At 62.9% G+C, this 23819-nt stretch carries 22 protein-coding genes; 1 reads left to right on the plus strand and 21 read right to left on the minus strand.

From position 1 onward, the window contains the following. Positions 1-53: 53 nt before the first annotated feature. The 15 genes from HT585_RS27465 to HT585_RS27535 all read right to left on the minus strand — a co-directional run bounded on the left by HT585_RS27465 (position 54) and on the right by HT585_RS27535 (position 16353). Positions 54-869: an ABC transporter ATP-binding protein gene (locus HT585_RS27465; protein ID WP_176355971.1), complete on the minus strand. Its 816-nt coding sequence runs from the start codon at positions 867-869 to the stop codon at positions 54-56. After that, positions 862-1815: an ABC transporter ATP-binding protein gene (locus HT585_RS27470; RefSeq protein ID WP_176355972.1), complete on the minus strand. Its 954-nt coding sequence runs from the start codon at positions 1813-1815 to the stop codon at positions 862-864. Before HT585_RS27470 ends, HT585_RS27465 begins: the two co-directional genes overlap by 8 nt. Continuing rightward, a complete protein-coding gene (locus HT585_RS27475) occupies positions 1802-2641 on the minus strand; it encodes an ABC transporter permease (RefSeq protein WP_176355973.1) in 840 nt (279 codons plus the stop codon). Before HT585_RS27475 ends, HT585_RS27470 begins: the two co-directional genes overlap by 14 nt. Next, positions 2641-3660, minus strand: coding sequence for an ABC transporter permease (locus tag HT585_RS27480; protein WP_176355974.1), 1020 nt, complete (start codon positions 3658-3660; stop codon positions 2641-2643). Before HT585_RS27480 ends, HT585_RS27475 begins: the two co-directional genes overlap by 1 nt. A gap of 19 nt (positions 3661-3679) precedes the next feature. After that, complete coding sequence (locus HT585_RS27485) at positions 3680-5257, minus strand: ABC transporter substrate-binding protein (RefSeq protein ID WP_176355975.1); 1578 nt, start codon at positions 5255-5257, stop codon at positions 3680-3682. Further along, positions 5257-6420 (minus strand): DUF917 domain-containing protein, encoded by a 1164-nt coding sequence (locus HT585_RS27490; protein ID WP_176355976.1) that lies wholly within the window; start codon positions 6418-6420, stop codon positions 5257-5259. The genes HT585_RS27485 and HT585_RS27490 overlap by 1 nt, the downstream gene beginning before the upstream one ends. Continuing rightward, positions 6417-7964: a hydantoinase/oxoprolinase N-terminal domain-containing protein gene (locus HT585_RS27495; RefSeq protein WP_210270589.1), complete on the minus strand. Its 1548-nt coding sequence runs from the start codon at positions 7962-7964 to the stop codon at positions 6417-6419. The genes HT585_RS27490 and HT585_RS27495 overlap by 4 nt, the downstream gene beginning before the upstream one ends. Next, positions 7961-8485, minus strand: a complete 525-nt coding sequence (locus HT585_RS27500) for an Lrp/AsnC ligand binding domain-containing protein (RefSeq protein ID WP_176355977.1) — start codon at positions 8483-8485, stop codon at positions 7961-7963. The genes HT585_RS27495 and HT585_RS27500 overlap by 4 nt, the downstream gene beginning before the upstream one ends. Before the next feature lie 475 nt (positions 8486-8960). Then, complete coding sequence (locus tag HT585_RS27505) at positions 8961-9797, minus strand: alpha/beta fold hydrolase (RefSeq protein ID WP_176355978.1); 837 nt, start codon at positions 9795-9797, stop codon at positions 8961-8963. A gap of 168 nt (positions 9798-9965) precedes the next feature. Then, positions 9966-11570, minus strand: a complete 1605-nt coding sequence (locus HT585_RS27510) for an MFS transporter (protein ID WP_176355979.1) — start codon at positions 11568-11570, stop codon at positions 9966-9968. Beyond that, on the minus strand, positions 11567-12010 hold the full coding sequence (locus HT585_RS27515; RefSeq protein ID WP_176355980.1) for a DoxX family protein: 444 nt from the start codon (positions 12008-12010) through the stop codon (positions 11567-11569). Before HT585_RS27515 ends, HT585_RS27510 begins: the two co-directional genes overlap by 4 nt. A gap of 244 nt (positions 12011-12254) precedes the next feature. After that, on the minus strand, positions 12255-14237 hold the full coding sequence (locus HT585_RS27520; protein ID WP_176355981.1) for an amidohydrolase: 1983 nt from the start codon (positions 14235-14237) through the stop codon (positions 12255-12257). Next, entirely contained in the window at positions 14237-14518 is a 282-nt protein-coding gene (locus HT585_RS27525; RefSeq protein ID WP_176355982.1) for a XapX domain-containing protein, read from the minus strand. Before HT585_RS27525 ends, HT585_RS27520 begins: the two co-directional genes overlap by 1 nt. 68 nt (positions 14519-14586) lie before the next feature. Further along, the gene (locus HT585_RS27530; protein WP_176355983.1) at positions 14587-15273 is read right to left on the minus strand and encodes a hydrolase; all 687 of its coding nucleotides are present in this window, start codon (positions 15271-15273) and stop codon (positions 14587-14589) included. Positions 15274-15420: 147 nt separating this feature from the next. Further along, complete coding sequence (locus HT585_RS27535) at positions 15421-16353, minus strand: VOC family protein (RefSeq protein WP_176355984.1); 933 nt, start codon at positions 16351-16353, stop codon at positions 15421-15423. A gap of 118 nt (positions 16354-16471) precedes the next feature. Here HT585_RS27535 and HT585_RS27540 point away from each other — a divergent pair, with 118 nt between their 5' ends. Beyond that, positions 16472-17371 (plus strand): LysR family transcriptional regulator, encoded by a 900-nt coding sequence (locus HT585_RS27540; RefSeq protein ID WP_176355985.1) that lies wholly within the window; start codon positions 16472-16474, stop codon positions 17369-17371. A gap of 14 nt (positions 17372-17385) precedes the next feature. On the opposite strand, the gene HT585_RS27545 is transcribed toward HT585_RS27540, so the two are convergent. From HT585_RS27545 to HT585_RS27570, 6 genes are read right to left on the minus strand one after another with little or no spacing between them, the layout of a single operon-like run. Continuing rightward, a complete protein-coding gene (locus tag HT585_RS27545) occupies positions 17386-18912 on the minus strand; it encodes an amidohydrolase family protein (protein WP_176355986.1) in 1527 nt (508 codons plus the stop codon). Next, positions 18909-19847 carry a nucleoside hydrolase gene (locus HT585_RS27550; protein ID WP_176355987.1) on the minus strand — a complete coding sequence of 313 codons (939 nt, stop codon included), beginning with the start codon at positions 19845-19847 and terminating at the stop codon, positions 18909-18911. The genes HT585_RS27545 and HT585_RS27550 overlap by 4 nt, the downstream gene beginning before the upstream one ends. After that, the gene (locus HT585_RS27555; protein WP_176355988.1) at positions 19844-20269 is read right to left on the minus strand and encodes a VOC family protein; all 426 of its coding nucleotides are present in this window, start codon (positions 20267-20269) and stop codon (positions 19844-19846) included. Before HT585_RS27555 ends, HT585_RS27550 begins: the two co-directional genes overlap by 4 nt. 8 nt (positions 20270-20277) lie before the next feature. Further along, positions 20278-21171 (minus strand): ABC transporter permease, encoded by an 894-nt coding sequence (locus tag HT585_RS27560; protein ID WP_176355989.1) that lies wholly within the window; start codon positions 21169-21171, stop codon positions 20278-20280. Further along, the gene (locus tag HT585_RS27565) at positions 21168-22205 is read right to left on the minus strand and encodes an ABC transporter permease (protein ID WP_176355990.1); all 1038 of its coding nucleotides are present in this window, start codon (positions 22203-22205) and stop codon (positions 21168-21170) included. The genes HT585_RS27560 and HT585_RS27565 overlap by 4 nt, the downstream gene beginning before the upstream one ends. Further along, on the minus strand, positions 22202-23782 hold the full coding sequence (locus HT585_RS27570) for an ABC transporter ATP-binding protein (RefSeq protein ID WP_176355991.1): 1581 nt from the start codon (positions 23780-23782) through the stop codon (positions 22202-22204). The genes HT585_RS27565 and HT585_RS27570 overlap by 4 nt, the downstream gene beginning before the upstream one ends. Between the last annotated feature and the right edge of the window lie 37 nt (positions 23783-23819).

The following is a 23819-nucleotide window of genomic DNA, read 5'->3' on the forward strand; positions in this document are numbered from 1 at the left end:
AGATCCGGAAGTCGGCGCCTCTCCTTCCTGAGCGAAATCGTGCTTGGGCAGATTCAATGCCTATTCCGGCACAACGCGGCCTCGGCACCGGACAGATTTCGTCCATATCCCATCAACTGGCGCGTGTACGCCTCGGTGGGTGCCAGTGATATCTGTTCTGTGGAACCGGCTTCGACAACGCGGCCGCCGCGCATGACGACGATCTTATCGGAGACATGCCGGACGACCTTGAGATTGTGGGTGACGAACAGCATCGACAGCCCCAGCTCTTGTTTGAGATCAGCCAGAAGGTTGAGGATCTGGGCCTGAACGGAGATATCGAGTGCCGAAGTGGGCTCATCGAGAATGAGCAGCTTTGGCTGGAGGATCAACGCTCGCGCGATGGCGACGCGCTGCGCCTGCCCACCTGAAAGCTCCCGCGCCCGACGGTCAAGAAATGTGCCAGGCAAGCCGCAACGCTCGAGCATCTCGGCTGCGCGCTCACGCGACTCCTGGGCAGGGACACGGCCTTGTGCCGTCATCGGTTCTGCGAGAATTTCCGCAATGCTCAGCCGCGGACTGAGGGAGAGGAAGGGGTTTTGCGCAACGACGCCGATCGCACGGCGCCGTTCGCGCAGAGACTGCTCCGGCAACGCCAGCCAATCGTCGCCGTCGAGACGGATAGTGCCGCTTTCGACCGGAACAAGCCTCAAGATCGCCCGCAGCAGACTACTCTTGCCCGAACCCGATTCACCGACGAGGCCGAGCGTGCTGCCAGTCGGCAGTTCCAGGCTCACCGCGTTGACTGCGGGCGGCGGCGGCGCGGAGAAAAGACCGGTCCGACGGTAGCGAACCACGAGATCGCGGATCTGCAGCAACGGCTCATCCATGGTGCGGCTCCAGGTGACATGTCCAACAATGGTTCCCATCATCCCGTTCCGGCGGCTTCGCCTGGCGACAGACTGCCATGGCGCTTGCGCAACGCGGCGCGAAAGGACAGCCCTCGATCACGGCAAAGGGGGACGGAATGTGGCCTTCGATCGACGCCAGCCTTTCGCCCTTGGCCACCGCATCCGGTAGAGCGGCGAGCAGCGCCTGTGTGTAAGGGTGGCGCGGCGCGGCGAGAAGCTCGTCGGTACGCCCCGCCTCCACCGTATGGCCGGCATAAAGCACGGTCGCGCTGTCGCAGCATTCGGCCACGACGTCCATGTCGTGCGTAATCATCAGCACCGTTAGGGCTCGTTCCTGGACAAGGCGTTTCAACAGCGCCAACACCTGTGCGCCAACCGTCACGTCGAGTGCCGTCGTCGGCTCGTCGGCAATGATGAAGTCGGCGCCGGTTGCGAGTGCCTGCGCGATGACCACGCGCTGTTGCATGCCGCCCGAAAGCTGGTGAGCGTAGCTCTTCAACACGCGGCGTGGATCCGCAAGACCGGTTGCAGCCAGCAGCTCCTCCGCGGCGGCGCGCCGCTGGAAGCGCGGCAGGCCGCTATGGCTCTTCAGCACGTCGTCCATCTGCCGGCCGATCCGCAGAACCGGATTGAGGGCTGCCGCGGGGTCCTGAGATATCATGGCAATGCGCCGGCCGCGCAGGCTTTTTGCAACATCGAGAAGGTTCAGACCGTCGAAGCGGAAGGCGTCAGCCGAGACACGCGCGCTTTGTGGTAACAGGCCGAGCAGCGCCATGCCGGAAATGGTCTTGCCGCAGCCGGATTCGCCGATCAGACCATGGATCGTGCCGCGCTCGATCGACAGGTCGACTCGACGAACGGCATGGATGGGATTGTGGAGGCTGCCAAAGCGGATGGACAACCCCTTGATTTCAACGAGCGACATCGCCCTGCCCTCCGTCGTCGCCTCGCAACGCATCTCCCAACACCGAAAAGGCCAGCGCCAGCACGAAAATGGTCACACCCGGGGCGGCCGCATACCACCAGCGCAGCGGAAAGAAGGCGCGACCGGCGTTGACCATTTGCCCCCAGTCGGCCGTCGGCGGCAGGATGCCAAGGCCGAGAAACGAGAGAGCCGATGCCGTGAGCAATGCCGGGCCGAAATCGAGCGCTGCCTGTACTGCAAGTGGCCGGCTGGTGCTCGGCAGAATGTGCCTGAGAATGATGGTGCCGTGCGAGACCCCCATCACCCTTGCCGCCTCGATATATGGCTGGCCGCGCAGGACAAGGACCTCGGCGCGCGCCAGCCGCGCATACCAGGGCCACCAGGTGACGGCGACCGCGACGGTGGCGTTGACCATGCCCGGCCCCATTGCCGCGGCCATCAGCACCGCCAACAGAAGTGCCGGGAACGCGAGGAAGACGTCGGTGACCCGCATCAGCGCATCGTCGATCCATCCGCCGAAATAGCCCGCCAGCAAGCCAATCGGCAGGCCGATCACGAGCGAAAGCGCGACGATCAACAGACCCGTGGTCAAGGAAACTCGCGCGCCGTAGATAACGCGGCTGACCATGTCGCGGCCGAGATGATCGGTCCCCAGCCAATACTCCGCTGACGGCGGCGTTAGCTTGTCGGCGATGTTGGGAGCACCCAAGCCTTGCGCCGGGAAAGGCGCGACCGCAGGCGCGAAGATCGCCAACAGGGCAACGAAGATGATGATGAAGAGGCTGATGGAGCCGGCCCAGCCCAGCCGCTTGAGCAGATCGCGCATCACAGGGCCACCCTCGGATCAAAGATCGCCTGTGCAAGGTCGATCAAAAGGTTCATTGCGACATAACAGATCGTCACCACCAGCGTTGCCGCGGCAATCACCGGGAAATCCTTTGACAGGATCGCCTCGGAGACGTAGCGGCCAAGGCCGGGCCAGGCGAAAATGATCTCGACCAGCACGGCGCCGGTCAGCGCATAGGCAAAACTCAGGCCGACAACAGTGAGCGCGGGACCAATGGCATTCGGCAGTGCATGCCCGAAGAGGATGCGCGAACCCGAAAGGCCGAGCGCACGGGCGGCAACGATGTGCCGACGCTGGAGGATCTCGATCATCGCCGACCGGGTGAGCCGCATGGCGACACCCGCGGGATAGCTGGCGAGCGTCAAAGCCGGCAACACGAGATGCGACAAGGTATCGAAGAAGGCCGCAGGCCGCCCGGCCAGGAGCGAATCCACAAGGTTGAAACCGGTCGCCGAGGGCAGCGGCGCAAGCACCGCGAATTCCTTGGAGAGCCTGCCCGAGAGCGGCAGGATGCCCAGCCACTGGGCAAAGAAGGCTTGCAGCAGCATGGCCAGGAAAAACGTCGGCATCGCCACGGCGGCAATCGAACCCAGGCTGCCCAGCCGATCGAGCAACCCGCCGCGCCCCGCTGCCGTCAGCACCCCGGCAGGCACGCCGATCAGCAATGCCAGCACGGTGGAGAAGACAGCGAGTTCCAGTGTTGCCGGCAGAAACACGGACAGGTCATCGGCGATCAACCGCCGGGTCTTGTAGGAAACGCCGAATTCTCCAGTCGCCATCCGGGCCGCGAAGGAGAAGAAGCGTTCATGCAGCGGTGCATCGAGCGCCAGAACCTTGCGCGCTGTCTCGATCTGCTCAGCCGTCGGGCGAGGCCCGGCATAAAGTGCCGCCGGGTCGGACGGCACCACCTGAGCCACCACGAAGACCAGCAGAGTGACCCCCAGCACGACAAAGACCGAAAGAACCAGGCGTCGTAACAAATAGCGCATCAGGTGCATGGCGCTTCGCTCCCCTGCCCTAGCGGCTCAATTGGTGGACGAAGGTCACATGGCCATAGGCCGGATTGTCGGCGTAGTTCTTGATATCGGCGCGGAGAATGTGGACGTTCGGCTTGTCGACGACAAACACCGCCGCCGCCTCGTCGATCAGTATGCGCTGCGCCTTCTTGAACGAGACCTCAGCCGCATGCCTGTCGGTCGCCGATAGCGTGTTCGCCTCGTCGATCAGCTTGTCGAATTCCGGATTGGCGTAATAGCCGAGGTTGAAATTCGGCGCAGTCTCGGAATGGAAGAGATTGAACAGGTAATCATAAGGCGTGACGAAGGTCGGCCACCAGTACATCAGGAAAATGTCCTGTCCTGCGGCCGGGTCGGCCTTGGCCAGTTGCCACTGCGCTTCCCAGGCCATCGGTTGAAGTGTCAGCGTAATGCCCAATTGCTCCAAATTGGCTTTCCAGAGTTCGCCGGCCAGCGCCTCGAGCGCGTCACCCGTCGCATAGGTAAGCGTCAGTTCCAGTCCGCCTTCGGCGATACCGGCTTCCGCCAGCAAGGCCCGTGCCTTCTCGAGGTCCGTTGCAGGGATCGGCGCCTCCGCATCGTGTCCCCAGATACCCGGCGGAATCACACCCCTGGCGCGCGCACCAAGACCGGCGGTTCCGGCAGAGATGACATCGTCATAGGGAAAGGCGACGGAGAGCGCCTGGCGCACCTTCGCGTTGTCGAGCGGCGCACGGCGCGTGTTGTACATGCCGACAAGCGTTTCGAATGACGGGTTCGAAACAACCTTCAGTTCCGGATGTTCTTTCAGGCTTTCGAGATTGTCGTAGGGGATGCCGAAGGTCCAGTCGGCTTCGCCGCTTTCGAGCTTGCTCTGGGCAAGCACCACGTCTTCAATGATCTCGAAGACCACCTTGTCGAAAGCACCCTCGGACCAACCGGCCCAATAGCTCTCGTTACGGGTGAGGATCGCCCGCTGGCCGGGCTCGTAGGATTCGATCTTGTAGGGTCCGGTGCCTGCGCTGTTGCCGGCATTGAACCAGGCATTGTCCTTGTCGATCGAACCGGGGCTGTAGATCCACGCGGCAAAACCGGCGGCCGCGGTTATGTCCATCGGCTGCGCGGTCTTGAGGCGCATGATCACGGTTGCAGCATCCGGCGTCTCGATCGTCTCGACCGGCGCCCAGATGAAGGAAGCGCCGCCGCCGATCTTCTTGGTCCGTTCGATCGAGGCTTTGACCGCCTGTGCCGTCAGATCCGCCCCGTCGTGGAACTTGATGCCTGGACGCAGGCGGAACGTCCATGTCAGCCCATCCGGCGAAGCCTGCCAGCTTTCGGCCAGCAACGGCTCCACCTTGGCTTCCGCACCGTCGCGCGCCGGAATGTAGCGTGTCAGCGTTTCATAGGTGTTTGCAAGCACGGCACCATCGTTCGAAAACGAGGTGGCTGGATCGAGATCGGGAAATCCCGCGGGATAGGCGAGCGTGAAGATGGAAGTGCCGTCGGCGGCGATCGCCGGGCGCCCGCGCAGGAGGGGCATTCCGGCACCTAGGGCAAAAGCAGCAAAACCAGCAGTTTTCAGCAGATCACGACGCTTCATCACAGTGCTCCCACGGGAGCCGAAAGGGTTTCGCGCTCCATCTGTTTGTCGTTGACATAGGCATGCACGGGTTCAGCCGCGTTCGGCTCCCCCAACGGCTCGAAATCGAACGCGTAGCCGAAAGCGCGTGGCCCGACGGATGCGAGCGCCCGCTCGGTCCGCAACAGCCCCGGCGACGGGATCGCGATGACGCTGACCCGCAAGCCGTAGCGCTGCTCCTCCGTGGCGATCGGCCGGCCCGTTTCGCTGTCGACCATGCAGATCAGATCGGGGACCATGGCCAGGGTACGGCCGTCCTCGCGCGCAACCAGATATTCGTTCTGGATATCGACTTCGACAGAGCGACCCGAGAACGCGCCAAGGCCGGCGATCGTCATCCGCCCACGCACGAAGCCCCCCTCGATCTTGCGAGCGATATCGACGACCTTGCCCTGCAGCAGCAGCGTCCCGCCTACCAGGTTCAAGACGGCAGCCACCGGGTCCGTCTTGGCGGCACGTGCCGCAAGCACGGCGTCACCGAGCCGCCAGGCTTGGCTTAGCGTGTGGGGAACGCCGAACTGGCGCACGAAATCGCCGCTCATCGGCGCCGTGCACATATGCGCCGTGCACCCCATCGCAATCGTCCCGGCGCGCATCAGCTTTTCCAGCATTTCCGCGCTGGTCGCCTCCGTGACGACAAGTACATTTCCGGACGCGTCGGCCAGCGCAGAAGGTGCGGAAGGATGGCCGTTGATGAAGAATGTCGTCATCTGCACTTCAGGAAAGGCGCGCCCCATGCCATCGGCGTCGACGACAGGAATGTCGAGCTTCGCCGCTGTCATCATCGGAGAGATGCCATTGGCCCCGCCGATTTCATCGGCGATGACGGCGTCCATCCGGCGGCCGATCAAGGCTTCGATCGAGCGCAGCACCCGTATGCCTTCGTCGCCCTCATCCATCTTTTCGATACCGACGGTCGGCGCACCGATACCGCCGAGCGCAAGCACCATGGAATCCGGCGCCAGATCGGCGGGGCGAACCACCCTGATGCGGCGTCCCTGGCGAAGCTGGGCCTTTGCCATCAGTGCGCCGAGATAGGGGCTTCCGCCGCCACCGGTGCCGAGGATGCCGGCGCCGAGTGCGATCCGGTCGATATCGCTTTCCTGCAAGTTCCAGAACTTCATGGGTTGAGATCCCCCACCACCTTGGCCGCGATCCGCATGGCATTGCCGGGCAGATAGGAGAGCGGCGTTTCATCGATTTCCGCGAGCGTTACCGTGTGTTCAGCCGCCCCCGCCTCGACCGCGCGTCGGCGCGCCTCGGCGATGACCCCATCGAGCGCCGCCTGTCGCGACTGGCCGTCGAGCGATACGATGTTGTCGACCTCACCAGAGACCTGGGCGATCGCAGCACCGATGGCATTGGCCGAGCCGAAGTGATCAGGCCGCAACGAAACGCTCGTTCCTTCCAGAAGACCGTTGATCAGCACCGATCCGCCACCGACAAGGATCGCCGGGATCGGCTCCGGGCCCGGCTTCATCTGGTCGACCACGGCCTCGACGTCGCTTTTCATCTTGGCAAGAGCAGTGGCCACCATCGCATCGTCGAGATGCTTCAGCCGCGTCTTGTCGCCGAGATCGACGAGACCGGCCGCAACGGCGACATCGGTTGCGGTCAATGTGTCGCCGCCAAAGCAGATCGCCTTTTCCGGCAGACGGAAACCCACGGAATCCGGCCCGATGTGCACCCCGTCGCGAACGATACTGCCGCCACCAAGACCGAATGAGAACACGTCCGGCACGCGGAAGTTCGTGGGAACGCCGGCAATCGAAGCACCTTCGCCGCGGCTGCGCGGGAAGCCGCCGATCAGCATGCCGATATCCGTCGTCGTGCCGCCGATGTCTATGACGACCGCGTCCTTCAAGCCCGTGAGGAAGGCCGCTCCGCGCATGGAATTGGTCGGTCCGGAGGCGATGGTGAAGACCGGGAAGCGTTCGGCATAGTCTGCCGACATCAAGGTCCCGTCGTTCTGGGTCAGGTAAAGCGGGCAGGAAAGGCCCAGTTCGCCAAAGGCGCGGCGGAAAGCCGCAATCGTCTCATGTCCGAGACGGTGGAGGCTGGCATTGAGAATGGTTGCGCTCTCGCGCTGCAAAAGCCCGGTTCGACCGATGCGATGCGAGAGGCTGATCGATGCCCCCGGCAGTTCCTCGGCAACGATCGCCGCCGCCTGCTGTTCCATGCGCGGATCGACCAATGCAAACACCGAGCAAATGGCAATCGCGCTGATGTCGCGACTGCGCCAGTCGCTGCAGGCCTGCCGGATTGCGTCCGCGTCGAGCGACGCGATCGCCGAGCCGTCATAGTTTACGCCGCCTCCGACAAGTGCGGCGCCGCCGTCGACGACGCGCTTGAGATCGTCCGGCCAGTCGATCATCGGCGGCAGGGCCCGCGTGGAAGATCCGCAGAGCCTCAACACGCCGGTGCGCTGCAGGCGGCGGCGCTCGACGAGGGCGTTGAGAAAATGCGTCGTGCCGATCATCACCGCACTGATCTGATGACCGGCGATGCCTGCAGCCGACAGCACCGAGCGGATCGCCCCCGAGACACCGTCCGTGACGTTCTCGGTCGTTGCCGTCTTGATTGTCGCGAGAACTTCGTTGCCCCGCAGCAGCGCCGCGTCCGTGTTCGTTCCGCCAACGTCTACGCCAATGCGCAACCGCTCGATCATTTCGCCCTCCTGGCGCGACGCCCCGCGCCACCATTCGGCTGCGGCTCACGCTGGCTGAGTGCCGTCGTACGGGTGCCGTAGATCTTGTACATGCGCAGGATCATGTTGGTGACGACCCGGTGCACCCCGGGAATCTTGCCGACCGTGCCTTCGGTGAATTCGAAGAGTTCGGCGTTGGTGTCGAAAAAGACCGATGCCGCCAGCGTGTAACGGCCGGTGATCGCCGCGAGATACCCGACTTCGTCATATTCGCCGAGTTCGGCGGCAACCTCATCGGCCTTGCCGGGCTCGACCTCGATCAACAGCTCCGCCTGAACGTCGCGGCCGATGGCTGTCGGATCGGGGATGGCGCCGATAACGATGTGCCGATTTTGCAGGAGCGCGGCGATGCGGTTGCGCACCGTGCGCTCGGAAACATTGCCGATGCGTCCGGCAATTTCCGATGCGGAAAGGCGCCCATCCTCTGTCAGCATGGAAATGACCGTTCGGTCGAGCTCGTCCAGATCGTCTCGGTTCGTCACGAGATGCTCCTCAGGTTTATCTGAGGGGTATCTTATGTGCCGAACCGGAATTGAGTCAAATGAAATATTCCGAATCGGAAGCGATTGGCCAGTTTGTGCCGTTTCGGAAGATCAACGGCCGTCATAACGGCAGCTACTGCTTTCCGACGCAAGTGACTGAAGACAGAATGTCGATCAAAGGGTGAGCGCTGCTTCCAGGCGGCTGGCACTGAGACAGTGCACTGCCACCCACGTCGTTGAGATCCAATCGGGAAGTGCGCGGCATTGCGTTTGCTGACGGACAACTTTGCTGAGTACGGGCAATGCCTTTGGTTGAGCCGTTGGCGACATGAATTTCGATATGGATGGCTTATACGGTGGCGTCTTGGCGGCAGCGCGCCAAGGGTTGCGGCATAGACGCGGGACCGGTGAAGTGCGGGCGGTTTCGAGGGACATGGGATGCGGCGGATGGCGCCGCATCCCTTCTCATGGGCTGTCAGGCCCTGATGAAGGCGAGCAGGTCGCTATTCAAGACGTCGGCGTTGATTGTCAGCATGCCGTGCCCGAAGCCTGGATAAGTCTTTAGCGTACCGTTCTTCAGCAGCTTGATCGACTTGAGCGCGGCGTCGGCGATCGGTACGATCTGGTCGTCGTCACCATGCAGGACCAGCGTCGGCACGCTGATTGCCTTCAGGTCCTCCGTCTGATCGGTTTCCGAAAAAGCCTTGATGCCCTCGTAATGGGCTTTCGCGCTACCCATCATGCCCTGCCGCCACCAATTCTGGATCACGCCTTCCTGCGCGGTCGCACCGTCGCGGTTGAAGCCGTAGAACGGACCGGCGGGAACGTCCCGGAAGAACTGCGCCCTGTTGGCAGCGAGCGCGGCGCGAAAGCCGTCGAAGACCTCGATTGGCAGACCTTCAGGGTTCGCTGCGGTCTTCAGCATCAGCGGCGGAACGGCGGAAACCAGCACCGCCTTGGCAACGCGGCCCGACGGTTCGCCGTGCTTGGCAACATAGCGGGCGACCTCGCCGCCGCCGGTCGAGTGGCCGATATGGACGACATTCTTCAAATCGAGTGCTTCGACGACGGCAAAGGCATCCGCGGCGTAATGATCCATGTCATGTCCGTCGGAGACCTGCGTCGAGCGGCCATGGCCACGGCGGTCGTGTGCCACCACCCGGTATCCTTTCGACAGGAAGAATAGCATCTGCCCGTCCCAATCGTCGGCGCTCAACGGCCAGCCGTGATGGAACATGATCGGTTGAGCGTCCTTCGGACCCCAATCCTTGTAAAAGATTTCGGTACCGTCTGCGGTGGTAACAAAGCCCATGCTCATTTCTCCTTTGAATGCTTGAAGAGAGGTTGGTTTGGCGGTGTTGTGATTGTCTGTGCAGAGATATTGGACCGAGAAGAGATTGCCTGCAATTGCAATAAACGTGTCGATTGAATTGCGAATTCAGCAATGAAAGGATGGCGACCGAAGTCGCCAGCCAATTGCTCACACGGGGACTTTACCCGGCCGCTTGATTGTCAGGAAGTGCCTGACGACAGGCTTATCCGCGCCTGAGTGATAGGCAAGCACCCTGCCCTGAAGATCGGCATCGGCCTGTGACACGCGCCTGTGCTGCCTCAGATGTTCCGCCCAGGATTCCACCATGAACCACTCGACCATCTTTTCCGGATCGGCCGAATCCTCTGTCACGCCCCAGCCGTAGGCGCCGTCGCGGCGGCGCTCCTGCGACAGTTCGTCGAGCGCATGGAGGAATGCAGCGCGGTGTTGTTTCTCGACATGGTATTCGATGAGGATCAGCACCGGGCCGCGGTCGTGGGGGACGGGTTCTGCAACGAGCGGCTCCGGCCAATGGTTCGACGGAACCAGATCGGCATCGCCGGCCGGCAGCTTCACCCGGTGCATGATCAGTCCGGCCACGAACAGTCCGCCCGCACCGATCAGCAAGGTGCCGGAGACACCGGCAATTTCACCGACTGCACCCCAGCCGAGGCTTCCCGCTGTCATCGCGCCGTTGAAGACGGTGAGATAAACGGCGAGCCCGCGCCCGCGCACCCAGTTCGGCAGGATTGCCTGAGCGGCACCGTTGAGCGTGGTGAGGGCAGTGATCCAGGCGGCGCCGAGGAAGAGCAGGATGACGACCGCCAGCCATTGCGGCGGGGCCAGCGACATTGCCGCCATGATCAATGCCGTCACGAGCGCGGATCCGAGCAGCAGGCCGTCGGCGCCGAGATGCTGGCGTAGCTTCGGCATGAAAAGAGCGCCGCCGATCGCGCCTGCACCAACAGAGCCGAGCAGGATGCCGTAGAAGCTCGCGTCGCCGCCAAGCAGCTGACGCGCAACCAGCGGCAGCAGCGCCCAGACCGCGCTGGCGAAGGCAAAGAAGATCGCCGCGCGCAATAGCACGACATGCAGCGGCCGGCTGGCGCGGGTGTAGCGCAGCCCTGCCCGGAATGCCCCGAAGAACCCTTCCGAAAGCGCATCGTCCGCGTTCCTCGCGCGCGGCCACCAGACAAGCGCTGCAATGACGAGAATGTAGCTCGCCACATCGGCGCCATAGGTGACGGCCGCACCGAAAGAGGCAAGCAGCAGGCCGCCTGCCGCCGGGCCGATCGAGCGCGCGATGTTGATGCCGAGCGAATTCAAAGCGACGGCGCTCTTTACGTCTTCCCGCGGCACGAGTTCCGGAACGATCGCCTGCCATGTGGGGCCAATGAGGGCCGCGCCGATGCCGCCCATGAAGGTCAGGGCGATCAGCGAACTAACCGACAGCAGGCCCATATGGGACAAAGTCATCAGCGTTATGCTGACACAGGCAAGAAGAAGCTGAACGCCGATGAGAAATTTTCGCCTATCGAGGATATCGGAGAGAACGCCGGCCGGAATTGCCAAGAGAAAGATAGGCAAGGTACCGGCCGCCTGCACCATGGCGACGGCGGCGGGTGCTGCGGAAAGGTCCGTCATCAGCCAGGAGCTGGCGACATCGCGCATGAAGCTGCCGGTGTTGCCGAGAACCGTCGCCGCCCAAAGGACGGCGAAGACCGGTTGGCGAAGCGGAGCAAAGCTGCCGCCGGACGATTTCGAGGCGCTCATTTGCCCGCTCCCTTGGTGATATCGATTGCCGCGACGAAGACGAAGGCGCCGGCAAGGCCGAGATGTTCGAAAAAGGCATTGGTCGCCATCATCCGCTCCGTGCCCGGCGCAAGCTCCCAGAAGCGAAGGGCGATGAAAGTCGCGAGAAGCGTAAAGGCGGCGAGCGCCAACGCACCGAGCCAACGCAGGAAACCTGAGATGACCATGGCCGAGGCGGTGAGCTCGAACACGATGACGGTAGCCGCGAACAGCCCCGCCGGATGAAGACCGAGGTGCTCCATCTCGGCAATCGCGCCGGAGAAGTCGAAGAGCTTGGTGAGCGGCCCCTGGATAAAGGCCGCACACAGGAAGAGAAGAGCGACGGTCCGCGCCACCGGCGATCCGGCAAACCTATGGAGTGGGCCGCCGGGACGGATGATGGAAAGAGAATGCTCTGTCATGTCTGCTCCTGCGATCTTCGCCGCTCGGCAGGAGCAGCGGTGTGTTCGTCTGATGGAGGCCATGTTGCCCGGGGTTGCCGCCCCGAACAATTGCAGTAATCATTTCGATTTAATTGCGATTTTCGCAACAGTTTCCTGTGGGGACTTTCGTGACGACGTCATGCGCCAGACGGGGTCTGAGAGAGTGGAAAGAACGGGCAGCCGATTAGCGCTGCCCGTTCAATGCGTGATGACAGAGCGGGCCTCAGACGGCCCAGCAGGAGCAACCAAGCGCTCCGAAGAAGCCCTTGAGATCGGCGATCGGCAGTTTCGATGTCCAGGCGCCGGCATGGTCGTGGCCGTGCACGCCGCAGTCGCTGGCGCAGCCGCATGTGGAGATGGCCGTGCGGCGCAGCGAACGCTTGCCTGCCCCTTCCGGCTCGCCCCAGGCGGCATATCCGCCGAAGGCCCTGACCGGTGACCAGTCCGGCATGGCCGGCGGCACGTCGTTCTCATCGAGGGCCTTGAAGATGCCGGCAGCGTAGACGATCTTGCCGCCCACCATGGTGAGCTCCGAGGTCACGAAGGAAATCTCGTCTTCGGCGCAGGAAAAGAAATCCTTGTCCGGGACGACCAGATCGGCGAACTGGCCCTTCTCGATGCGACCCTTCTTGCCCTCCTCGTTGGAAAACCACGTCACTTTCTCGGTCCACATGCGCAGCGCGGTCTCGCGGTCGAGACAATTGGCCCGGGGATAGAGCTGCATGCCGCCGACGGTCTTGCCGGTGACCATCCAGGAGAGCGAGACCCAGGGATTGTAGGAGGCGACGCGGGTCGCATCCGTTCCCGCCGAGACGTTGACGCCATTCTCCAGCATGCGCTTGATCGGCGGTGTCGCCTCGGCAACGCCGTGACCGTAACGCTCGACGAAGTATTCGCCCTGATAGGCCATGCGGTGCTGGGTGGCGATGCCACCGCCGAGCGCGGCGATGCGGTCGATCGATCGATCCGAGATGGTTTCGGCATGGTCGAAGAACCAGTTCAGCCCTTCTAGCGGAATGTCCTTGTTGACCTTCTCGAAGACGTCGAGCGCCCGGGTTATGGTCTCGTCATAGGTGGCGTGCAGGCGCCAGGGCCAGCGGTTCTCGGCCAGCACCCGAACGACGCCCTCCAGCTCTCCCTCCATTTCCGGTCCCATCTCCGGCCGGGGCTGGCGGAAGTCTTCGAAATCAGCCGCCGAGAACACCAGCATTTCGCCGGCGCCATTGTGACGGAAATAGTCGTTGCCCTGCTTGTATTTGACCGACTGCGTCCAGTTGAGGAAATCCTGCTTTTCTTCCTTCGGCTTCTGGGTGAAGAGATTGTAGGCGAGGCGAACGGTGAGCTGATCTTCGTCGGAAAGCTTCTGGATGACGGCATAGTCGTCAGGATAGTTCTGGAAGCCGCCACCGGCATCGATGACACCGGTGATCCCCAAACGGTTGAGTTCGCGCATGAAATGGCGGGTGGAGTTGACCTGGTAGTCGAAGGGTAGCTTCGGCCCCTTGGAAAGCGTCGAATACAGGATCCCGGCGTTCGGCTTGGCGAGCAGCATGCCGGTCGGATTGCCGTTGGCATCGCGGTTGATCTCGCCGCCCGGCGGGTTGGGCGTGTCTCTCGTATAGCCGACGGCGCGAAGGGCGGCCCCGTTCAACAGAGCGCGGTCGTAAAGATGCAGCAGGAAGACCGGCGTATCCGGCGCAACCGCGTTGATCTCCTCAATGGTCGGCAAGCGTTTTTCGGCAAACTGGTGTTCGGTGAAACCGCCGACGACGCGAACCCATTGCGGAGCGGGCGTGATCGCCACCTGTCGCTTCAGCATATCCATGGCGTCGGCAAGGCTTCGAACGCCGTCCCAGCGCAGTTCCATGTTGTAGTTCAGGCCGCCGCGCACCACGTGGGTATGATTGTCGATCAGCCCCGGTAGCACGCGCTTGCCCTTGAGATCGATGATTTTCGTCTTCGGTCCCGCAAGCGCCATGACCTCTGCGTCGGCACCAACCTTCATGAACAGGCCGTCCTTGACGGCGATCGCCGTAGCGTTCGGGTTGGCGCGATCGAGCGTGGTGATCAATCCGCTGTGAAGGATGGTATCGGCGTGCATGGGGTCGGCTCCGGTCTTGCTGGGGTCGGCGGCATTTGCCGGTGAGAAGAGGCTTGGAAAGGCGAGGCTGGTCGCCGCACCCAGGAAGGTTCGACGCGTCGTCATCAGCTTTTGTCCTCCTGCGAATGCTGGCTGGAAGCAACCACGGTCGCGCCGCCCTTAGGCAGATGGCCGAACATATGCGGCTTGACCTGATGAAGCCAGGATAGAGCAGCCGGCTCGCGGGCCCAGACGCTCTTTGCCAAAGGCACAAGCTGCTCGCCGACCAGGATGCCGAGCAGCCCGATGAGCGCGATGACGGGCGGAGCGGGGGAGCGCACATTCAAGAGGCTGTAGATCACGCCCACCAGCAGGCCGGCGCCGAGGGAGAGAAGATAGACTTTCATGGGGTAACCTCGCGCGGTGAAGGATAGCTCAATCCGGCAGGGTTCCCTGCCGGATTGATGGGCGATCGTTACTTTGCGGGGTTGGGGCCGATCCGCTTGCCGTGGCTGACGCGCTCGGCGCCGCCGTGCACATGGGTGACCGCATAGTCGATGCCCATGCCGTAGGCGCCGGAATGCTCCTTCACCAGGCCCGTCACGGCGTCGTAGGTTTCCTTGCGCGCCCAGTCCCGCTGCCATTCGAGCAGCACCTGCTGCCAGGTGACCGGAATGACGCCTGCCTGCACCATGCGGTCCATCGCATATTTGTGGGCCTCGAGTGACGTGCCGCCCGAGGCGTCGGCCACCATGTAGATCTCGTAGTCGGTGTCGTTGAGGCACGAGAGCGCGAAGGTGGTGTTGCAGACCTCGGTCCACAGGCCCGAGACGACGATCTTCTTGCGGCCCTCGGCAGCACCTTTCGCCAGCGCATCGCGCACATTCTGGTCGTCCCAGGAGTTCATCGAGGTGCGCTCGAGAATGTCGTTTTCAGGGAAGACGCTGAGCAGTTCGGGATAGGTATTGCCCGAGAAACTGTCGGTCTCGACCGACGTGATCGTCGTCGGAATGTTGAAGATTTTCGCCGCCTTGGCGAGGCCGACGACGTTGTTCTTCAGCGTCTGACGATCGATCGACTGGACGCCGAAGGCCATCTGCGGCTGCTGGTCGATGAAGATGAGTTGGCTGTTCTGCGGGGTCAGGACTTCGAGCTTGGACATTGGGTCTCTCCTTCGTGCGTGATGTGCCGGCTGGCGGCGGGTTTTGAACGGAATAGGCTCGACCTGTCGGATGTTGCGGGCTTGCAGCGACAGGCTTCTGGCATCGGAGCTGTGGGCTGCACCGGGCGGCCCGCAGGCATTTGTCGCTTATGCGGCGAGCGGCACCAGGCCGGCCTCGATCCGGTCGCGCAAGGGTTCGTAGCGTTGCGGCAGCTTCAGCGCCTGACCAAGATGGGCGGTGTCCTCGTCACGGTTGAAGCCGGGCTCGTTGGTCGCGATTTCGAACAATACACCGCCAGGGGTGCGGAAGTAGATTGCCCAGAAATAGTCGCGGTCAATGACCGGCGTGACCTGGTAGCCGGTATCCATCAGTGCCTTTCGAACCTCGAGCTGTGCTGCACGGTCATCGACGGCAAAAGCGATGTGGTGGACCGAGCCGGCACCCTGGCGAGCAAACGTGGTTTGCGGCAAAGCCTCGAGATCGATCGTGTCGGCGCCGTTGCCGTTGGGGATGATCAACCGCGTGACGTTGCCTTCTTTTTCTGCGCGCTCGTAGCCCATGAACCCGAGGAGTTCCTCCATCGCTGCCGTATCGTGCAGGCTCAATCTGGCGCCGGCAAAGCCACGGATGGCGGCATCGGAAGGCACGCCGCCGGCGGTCCAGGCAGAGCGAACATCGTCGGCCTTTTCGACCAGAGCCAGCCCGTCACCATCAGGTCCGGCAAGCCGCAGGCGGTTGGCACCGAAGATCGTGTCGGCCTTGAGGCCAGCGACACCTTGCGACACCAGTCGGTCCTTCCAGTAGGCGAGCGACCCCTTGGGAACCGAGAACTGGGTTTCGCCCACTTCTCCGACACCAGGGCGGCCACGCATCATGTGGTCGAACGGGAAGTATGTCATCACTGTTCCGGCAGCACCTGTCTCGTCGCCGTAGTACAGGTGGTAGATGCTCGGCTCATCGAAGTTGACGGTCTTCTTCACCCGTCTCAGGCCGAGAGTGTCGGTAAAGAAACCATTGTTGCGCGCGGCGTCCGACGCCATGGAGGTCACGTGATGAAGTCCCTTGATACCCTTGATCATGATCGTGTTTCCTGCGGTTTGTCCGGTGTCTGTTGCTGAAAACAAACCTACGCAGATTGCGGTGATCGCGGAATTGCAATATTAATTTCGAATGAATTGCGATTTTTGAAATAATGAGATGAACGACTACAAAGCGCTCCGCACCTTCCTGATGGCCGCCGAAAAGAGGAATTTCGCGCAGGTTGCTCGCGAACTGGACATGACGCCAGCCGCAGTCACCCGCGCGATTGCAGCACTTGAAGCCGATCTTGGTGTTCAGTTGTTCGTTCGAACCACAAGGCAGGTGTCGCTGACGACGGACGGCGCGATTTTTGCGGCCCAGATCCAGCCCGCGATGGAAACGCTCGAAAGTGCGCGACGCGACGTCATGAACGCCCATAAGTCGGATGAAGGGCGCCTGAGGATCAGCGCACCGACCTGGCTCGGGAAAACCTTCCTGCCAACGATCATCTCGGGATTCAAGGAACTCTACCCGAAGATATCATTCGAGGTCGTGCTGTCGGACGGGATGGTGAACATCGTCAACGACGACTACGACCTGGCAATCCGCATCTCTTCGCAGCCCTCAGACAAGTTCACCATCTGGCGGAAGATCTGCGCGATACCGCGCATCTTGGTCGCCGCCCCCGGCAGCCGCTGCGCCGGCCTCGGCCATCCCGGCGAACTGACGCCCGAAGAGTGCCTCGCCTATAGCGGCGAGAGCCGCCGGGAAAGCTGGGTTCTCTCGGACGGCGGTTCATCCGTAACGATATCGGCAGGCCGGGCCTTCAGCGCCAACAGCGGCGAGATCCTTGCCGACATGGCGGCCGACGGTGCGGGCGTGGCGCTGCTTCCCGGCTTTCACATCGCCGAACATCTGCGGACCGGACGCCTCGTCCATGTCTTCAAAGGTTGGGCGCCGCAGGATCTGTGGCTGACGCTTTACTATCCGCCCTACCAGGCGCTGCCGCCGCGCATCGCGGCCTTCTCCAAGTTCTTCGAGCAGCAGATCCTGAGCGTCGTGATCCCGGTTCATTAAGCCGCGTCAGCGGCTCAGGACATGGAATGCCTGTCGACGACATCCCCCTGATATCGGTTGATGCCGATATCGGTGCGCGTGGCGCGGCGATGGATTTCCGCCATGATCGGCTCGAAAACACTGTTGCGGCGCTCCAGATCGGCATGTTCGGCAAGATAGGCGGGGACTAGTTCGGCGATCTCGTCAAAGATGGCCTGCTCATCGACGGTTTTCAGACGCCCGTTTTCCATCACGATCCGACCTGCGACTATAACGGTCTCGATCGAAGAGCCGTTTTCCGAATAGACCAGATGCTTGGCGATGTCGTTGAGCGGCATGAAGGGATAGTTGCGAAGGTCAAGGATCAGGAGGTCTGCCGCCTTGCCGACCTCCAGCGAGCCGGTCACCTGTTCCAGCAGCGCCGTCTTCGCACCGCCGATGGTTGCCATTGTCAGGATTTCGTCCGCCGCGACCCACGTTTCGTAGTCAGGCCCGGCGGCGCTGTGCACGAGGCCGGCGACGCGCATGACGTCGAAAACGCGGGACGTATCATTCGAGGAGACGCCGTCGGTCCCAAGGCCGATCGTCACCCCGGCATCGAGCAGGCGGCGGATCGGAGCGATGCCAGCGCCGAGTTTCAGGTTCGACACGGCATTGTGGGCGACCGAGACACCGGCCTTCCCCATCAGCAGCATGTCGTCGTCGCTGACCCAGACCGAATGCGCGATCGTGGTGTTGCGCTTCAACAGACCAAGGTCGTGCATGTAGGCGATCAGCGACTTGCCATGCAGCATCTGGCCGGTGACGGCTTGGGTCTTGGTCTCCAGAATATGCGTGTGGAACGGCACGTGCTTTTCGACCGCCAGGTCCATGCACGCTGCCATCAGATCCGGAGAGCAGCGCTGCGGCGCCGAAGGCGCAATCATAAAATTCAGCCGGCCGGATTTGCCGTGCAGGCTGGAAAAAGCCGAACGGCAATAGTCTATATAGGCATTCGCCGTCATCGGCGGGCCAAAATCGAGAAGGGCCTGCAACTCGGCCGGCATCACCTCGCGGGCGAAGGGCAGCGCATCGAGCGTGTGGACGTTCATGACAGCGCTCGAAACATTGGCACGAATTCCGGCGTCGTCATAGGCGCGAAAGACCGTTGCGAGGCGATCGAGATCGTGGCGCGGCGGATCGAAGAAATCGTCGCAGAAGGTGGTGACGCCATTGCGCAGCGATTCCATCGCCAGCAGCAGGCTGCGCAGATAGAGAAGCCGTTCGCCGATCGGATCGTTCATCAGCAGCGGATAGGCATAAAGTAGCCAGATTTCGAGCGGCATGCGCTCGTAGCGGCCACGAAGGAAGGTCTCGCTGGAATGGGTGTGGGCGTTCACCAGTCCGGGCATTACCAGCTTGCCCTGACCGTCGATGATTCGCGCGTCCGGGCTGGCCGTGAGCGCCTCACCGATCGCCTTGATGGTCTCGCCCTCGACCAGCACGTCGCCGGGAAACGGCGCTGCGCCATGGCCGGCGTCCATCGCCACGATCGTCGCGTTGCGGATCAGGATTTCAGTCATGGAAGGTTTTCCAGCGATTTCAGGAGAAGATCGTAATAGGCGACCGGATCGCCATCCGTGACGTAGAACACATTCCTCGGCCGATCAGTGATCTGCCACCAGTCGGCGACCGTCATCCCAGACGTCAGCGTGCCGTTGAGCTCGACGGAAACATTGATCTGCCGCCCCGAAAACATCTCCGGCGCCAGCATGAAGGCCGGCACGCAGGGCCCGTGCAGCGGCGCACCGTCCCAGCCGTATTTCTTGAGGTCGAAGGTTTCCGAGAATTCCAGCATTTCGGCAGTCGCCACGCCGCAACGGTTGCCAAGCGCCCGCATGGCGCCGAGGCGCGCCGGTGTCGAGCGCATCTTGTGCGTCACGTCGAGCGGGAGCAGCGTGGTCTTGATGCCGGCATTCAGCACGATGTCGGCGGCCTCGGGGTCGACATAGCAGTTGAACTCTGCCGTCGGCGTGATGTTGCCGACCTCGAAATAGGCGCCGAGCATCGCGACGACCTCGTGGATCTTGCCTGCAATGTCGGGCGCCTTGCGCAAAGCCATCGCCAGATTGGTCACAGGCGACAGCGAACAGATGGTGATCTCGCCGGGATGGGCGCGCACCGTATCGATGATGAAGTCGACGCCGTGCTTTTCCTGTGGCCCGATCGACGGCCGCGGCAGGTCCGGGCCGTCAAGGCCGGTCGGACCATGCACGTGTTCGGCCATGACCAACGGACGGATGATCGGATGCAGGCAACCGGCAAAGACCGGAATATCCGGCCGGCCAGCCAGCTCCATCAGCTTCAGGCAGTTGGCGATCGTGTGATCGAGACTGATGTTGCCGGCCGTGGCGACCAGTCCGAGAACATCGAAGGTTTGCCGTTGGCCAAGGATCATCAGGATGGCCGCCGCCTGGTCCTGGCCGGGATCGGTTAGGATGATCAGCTTGCGGGTCATGCCGCCACCTTTCCCGGCGCGCCGCCATCGAGCCACGCGTAGAGCTCCCAGGTCTCGCCATCGGGCCCGTGGAAATAGAGGCAGCGGGCGTTCCACGGATAGTCGGCCGGAGGATTGACGAAGGTGACGCCTTCATTCTTGAGATCGGCGTAGAGACCATCAATCTCGGCGGGACTGTCGAGCCGCACCGCCACGAGCACGGCAGAGGCCGACCCTTTGGGCACGCGCACATCGGCATGCTGCTCGATATGCGACCGCTCCCAAAGCGCCAGTGTCAGCCCGGCGCCGTTGAAATCGGCAAAGCCGGGGGCGCGATGCTTAAGCTTGAAGCCGAGCTTTTCCGTGTAGAAGCGGATCGACGCCTCGAGGTCGGTGACCAGGATGCAGACGTCCTGGATCGGATGGCGCTGGGCAAACGTCATGGTGGCTCCTACTGATCCTTGAGTTCGGCAAAGGAACTGGCGGCCTTTGCGCCGCCACGCAACTTGCCGGAAAGCCAGACGCCAAAGACGGTGGCGAGATAGGGCAGCGCCTGCAGCAGGTCGTGCGGGATCTTGTCGCCGAACATCAGCTGCGCCCGGATGCCGAGCGCGCCGACGACGGCGAAAAACAGCGCGGCAAAGGTGGCTCCCACCGGATGGGACGCCCCGAAGATGACGGCGGCGAACGCCATGAAGCCACGGCCTGCCGTCATCCCTTGAGCGAAGAATTGCAGGCTGCCGGCCGCGAGTTCCGCTCCGCCGATGGCGCAGAGAACGCCACCGATCGAAAGGGCCACGAGACGCATGCGCGAGGGGTTGGCCCCGACGCTGCGGGCCGCGAAGGGATGTTCGCCACAGGCGGCAAGCCTGAGGCCGAAGCGCGTACGGCGCAGCAGCACCCACATGCCGAAGACGACAAACGGCATGGCGGCGACCGAGATCGACAGCACCCCGTAGGCGCCGAAAGCCGGGCCAAGCTTGGGAAGGCCGAACGGCGCAGTCACGCTCGCCTGGCTTCCGAAGATCGACTGGACGGCGAGCGCCGTGCCGCCGACACCAAGGCCCGTCAAGCCAAGGCCGGCAATGATCGGATTGGCCTTGAGCCTGTCGATCACGAACCAGAGGAGGACGGAGGCAAGCACGCAGATGAAGACGGCGATCAAGATGGCGGCGAGAATGGAGTTGGTCAGCATGATGCCGACAATCGTGGCGCAGGCGCCGATGATCATCAGGCCCTCGAGGCCGAGGTTCCACACCCCTGCCCTCTGTGCGATGACGCCGGCAAGGGTGACGTAGATCAGCGGCGTCCCGGAGCGCAGGATGGCGATGATGATCTCGTTCATGACGGGCGCCCTCCGAGACGCAGAACCTTGTCGACGAGCTTCGACCTTGCCGTGATGAACAGCGCGATCGCCGCATTGATGATGTCGATCGCGGCAGCCGGCAGCCCGGCCATGATCGGCAGATAGAGAGCCGCGGAGGCAAGGCCGCCGAAGAACACCGCGGCCGCGGCCGTGCCGACAACCGAGAGATTGGCGACGAGCGCGATCAGGATTGCCGTGAAGCCATGGGCCGGCAGGAACCCGGATGCGATGCGGCCATTCGGCCCCATGAACTCGATGGTTCCGGCAAGACCCGCCAGCGCGCCTGAGATGAGGAAGCTCGACAGGCCCAGCTTCCAAAGTCGCGCCCCCTGCCACTCCACCATCGTGCCATTGCGGCCGGCAAGGCTTGCGAGAACCCCGAAGGCAGTACGGTTGACCAATAGCCACATCAAGACGCCGACGGCGACGGCAATGGCGATGATGGTCGGCGACAGGCCGAGCGAGTCCGAGATGCGGTAGGCTGCATCGAGCGGGCGGCTCGATGCCTGCTGGCCGGACCCGGAAGGATCCTTCAGCGGGCCTGAGGTGACATAGACCAGCAGCAGTCCGGCCATGAAGTTGCCCATCAAGGTGGTGATGACCTCGTCAGTTCCAGAGCGTAGCCTTAAAAGCCCCGGCCAGAGCGCCCAGAGGGCACCGCCGAGCATGCCGGAGATCAGCAGCGCCGGGATGACGAGGAAAGCCGGCCCGCCCTTGAACGCCTCGGCGGCGAAGGCCGCGCAGATCGCACCGACATAGAACTGGCCCTGGGCACCGATATTGAAGAAACCCGCCCGGAAAGAAATCCCGACGCCGACGGCGGTGATGAAGAGCGGCAGCGCCCATCTGAGGCTCTGCTCGATCGCACCGCTACGCAGGAAGGCGCCGTCGGCCACCGCCCAGAGCATGGTCAGGGCATTGTAGCCGGCAAACTGGAACACCAGCGCGCACAGGATGAGCGCGAGGCCGACGAAGATCAGACTGCGGACAACCGCGATAAGATTGTCTTTCATGCGCTTTTCCTCGCAGCCGCATCGGTCATGGCAGCCCCCACCGACGCAATGTCGAAGGGCGCTCGGAATTCGCCGTTCACACGTCCCGACAGCATCACCACGACACGGTCGGAGATGTCGAACAACTCGTCGAGGTCCGACGAAATAAGGAGGATGGCGACGCCGCGATCGCGCGCCTGCCGGAGCGCCTGCCACACGAAGGCGGTCGCGCCGATGTCGAGACCTCGCGTCGGCTGGGCGGCGATGATCAGCCTGGCGCCGCGGTCGACCTCGCGGGCAAGGATCACTTTCTGGGCGTTGCCGCCGGACAGAGATCCCGCCTTTTGAGCGGAATTGTGGTAGTGGACGCTCCATTCCCTAAGCGACCGGTCGCAGGCTTCGCGCACCGTCGCAGGGCGGATCACCCTGAGCAAACTGCCCTGTAGCAGTTCCCTTGCGCTCCAGTTCTGCCAGAGCGAACTGGTCAGGCTCAGACCTTCGACATTGCGCTCGAAGGGAATGATCCTCAGACCGATCGCACGACGGGCCCCGAGCGGTTCGCCGGTCACGTCATGGCCTGCAAGCCGGATCGATCCGCTCGCTAGATCGGCAAGCGCCGAAATCGCGCGCACGAGCGTCTTCTGCCCGTTGCCCTCCACGCCAGCGATGCCGACGATCTCGCCAGGGCGAATATCCAGATCAACGCCGTCAAGCGCGGTGCCTTCACTGTCCGGCCGCGTCGAAACGGATTTCATGGAGAGCACGCTTGGACCATGCGCCGTCTCCGGATGGCCTGCGCCCTCGCCCACTGGCGATTTCGTGCCGACCAGCGCGTCGCGCTCATGCCGATCGAGCGTCTTGGCGATGGCATCACCGACGATCAGGTTGGCGAGCCTTTCGGCCGAAACCTCGGCGATCGGCAGCGGCCCCTCGACCTTTCGGCCGCCGCGCAACACTGTGACCGTGTCGGCGATGCCGAGCACTTCGCGGATCTTGTGCAGGATGAGGATCACCGTCACGCCGCGCTCCTTGAGACGGCGGACGCGGGCAAATAGCATGTCTATGCCGGTGGGCGACAGCACCGCGGTCGGCTCGTCGAGAATGAGCACGCGCGCATCCATGACCAGCGCTCTCGCAATCTCGATGCCCTGCTGTGTCTCGATCGGTAGGTCACGGATCCGCGTGTTCAGGTCGACCTGGACGTCAAGGCTTGCGAGATGCGACCGCCATTTTTCGGAAAGCCCCCTGCGGCTGTAGACGCCACCTTTGCCTGTCGCGCCGAACTCCATGGTCTCGGCAACGGTAAAGGAAGGCGGCAGGGCAAAACTCTGATGAACCAGTTCTACACCCGCCGCCCGGCTCTGGTTGACATGTCCGGTTCGGATTTCTTCACCCATGACATCGACCGCGCCGGCGGTCGGTTGAACAAGTCCCGCAGCGACGCGGGCGAAGGTCGTCTTGCCGGCGCCGTTCTGCCCGACGACCGCATGGATCTGGCCGGGGGCAAACGAGACGGCAACGTCGGACAGCGCTGTGACGTCGCCGAATTTCACGGTGACGTCACGGCACTCCAGCGCGGGTTTCGGAGGATTCGACATCAAAAGGTTCCCATTGAGAGCATGGGTTCACGGATCA

The organism is Ensifer oleiphilus (assembly GCF_013371465.1).
GTDB lineage: Bacteria > Pseudomonadota > Alphaproteobacteria > Rhizobiales > Rhizobiaceae > Ensifer > Ensifer oleiphilus.

Excerpts from the sequence above, each read along its gene's own strand:
- HT585_RS27495 (WP_210270589.1), bottom strand. The coding sequence starts at position 7,964 with ATGATCGAGCGGTTGCGCATTGGCGTAGACGTTGGCGGAACGAACACG.
- HT585_RS27545 (WP_176355986.1), bottom strand. The coding sequence starts at position 18,912 with ATGACTGAAATCCTGATCCGCAACGCGACGATCGTGGCGATGGACGCC.
- HT585_RS27540 (WP_176355985.1), top strand. The coding sequence starts at position 16,472 with ATGAACGACTACAAAGCGCTCCGCACCTTCCTGATGGCCGCCGAAAAG.
- HT585_RS27465 (WP_176355971.1), bottom strand. The coding sequence starts at position 869 with ATGGATGAGCCGTTGCTGCAGATCCGCGATCTCGTGGTTCGCTACCGT.
- HT585_RS27565 (WP_176355990.1), bottom strand. The coding sequence starts at position 22,205 with ATGAAAGACAATCTTATCGCGGTTGTCCGCAGTCTGATCTTCGTCGGC.
- HT585_RS27475 (WP_176355973.1), bottom strand. The coding sequence starts at position 2,641 with ATGCGCGATCTGCTCAAGCGGCTGGGCTGGGCCGGCTCCATCAGCCTC.
- HT585_RS27550 (WP_176355987.1), bottom strand. The coding sequence starts at position 19,847 with ATGACCCGCAAGCTGATCATCCTAACCGATCCCGGCCAGGACCAGGCG.
- HT585_RS27485 (WP_176355975.1), bottom strand. The coding sequence starts at position 5,257 with ATGAAGCGTCGTGATCTGCTGAAAACTGCTGGTTTTGCTGCTTTTGCC.
- HT585_RS27520 (WP_176355981.1), bottom strand. The coding sequence starts at position 14,237 with ATGACGACGCGTCGAACCTTCCTGGGTGCGGCGACCAGCCTCGCCTTT.
- HT585_RS27535 (WP_176355984.1), bottom strand. The coding sequence starts at position 16,353 with ATGATCAAGGGTATCAAGGGACTTCATCACGTGACCTCCATGGCGTCG.
- HT585_RS27530 (WP_176355983.1), bottom strand. The coding sequence starts at position 15,273 with ATGTCCAAGCTCGAAGTCCTGACCCCGCAGAACAGCCAACTCATCTTC.
- HT585_RS27570 (WP_176355991.1), bottom strand. The coding sequence starts at position 23,782 with ATGTCGAATCCTCCGAAACCCGCGCTGGAGTGCCGTGACGTCACCGTG.
- HT585_RS27515 (WP_176355980.1), bottom strand. The coding sequence starts at position 12,010 with ATGACAGAGCATTCTCTTTCCATCATCCGTCCCGGCGGCCCACTCCAT.
- HT585_RS27560 (WP_176355989.1), bottom strand. The coding sequence starts at position 21,171 with ATGAACGAGATCATCATCGCCATCCTGCGCTCCGGGACGCCGCTGATC.
- HT585_RS27555 (WP_176355988.1), bottom strand. The coding sequence starts at position 20,269 with ATGACGTTTGCCCAGCGCCATCCGATCCAGGACGTCTGCATCCTGGTC.
- HT585_RS27525 (WP_176355982.1), bottom strand. The coding sequence starts at position 14,518 with ATGAAAGTCTATCTTCTCTCCCTCGGCGCCGGCCTGCTGGTGGGCGTG.
- HT585_RS27490 (WP_176355976.1), bottom strand. The coding sequence starts at position 6,420 with ATGAAGTTCTGGAACTTGCAGGAAAGCGATATCGACCGGATCGCACTC.
- HT585_RS27505 (WP_176355978.1), bottom strand. The coding sequence starts at position 9,797 with ATGGGCTTTGTTACCACCGCAGACGGTACCGAAATCTTTTACAAGGAT.
- HT585_RS27480 (WP_176355974.1), bottom strand. The coding sequence starts at position 3,660 with ATGCACCTGATGCGCTATTTGTTACGACGCCTGGTTCTTTCGGTCTTT.
- HT585_RS27510 (WP_176355979.1), bottom strand. The coding sequence starts at position 11,570 with ATGAGCGCCTCGAAATCGTCCGGCGGCAGCTTTGCTCCGCTTCGCCAA.
- HT585_RS27470 (WP_176355972.1), bottom strand. The coding sequence starts at position 1,815 with ATGTCGCTCGTTGAAATCAAGGGGTTGTCCATCCGCTTTGGCAGCCTC.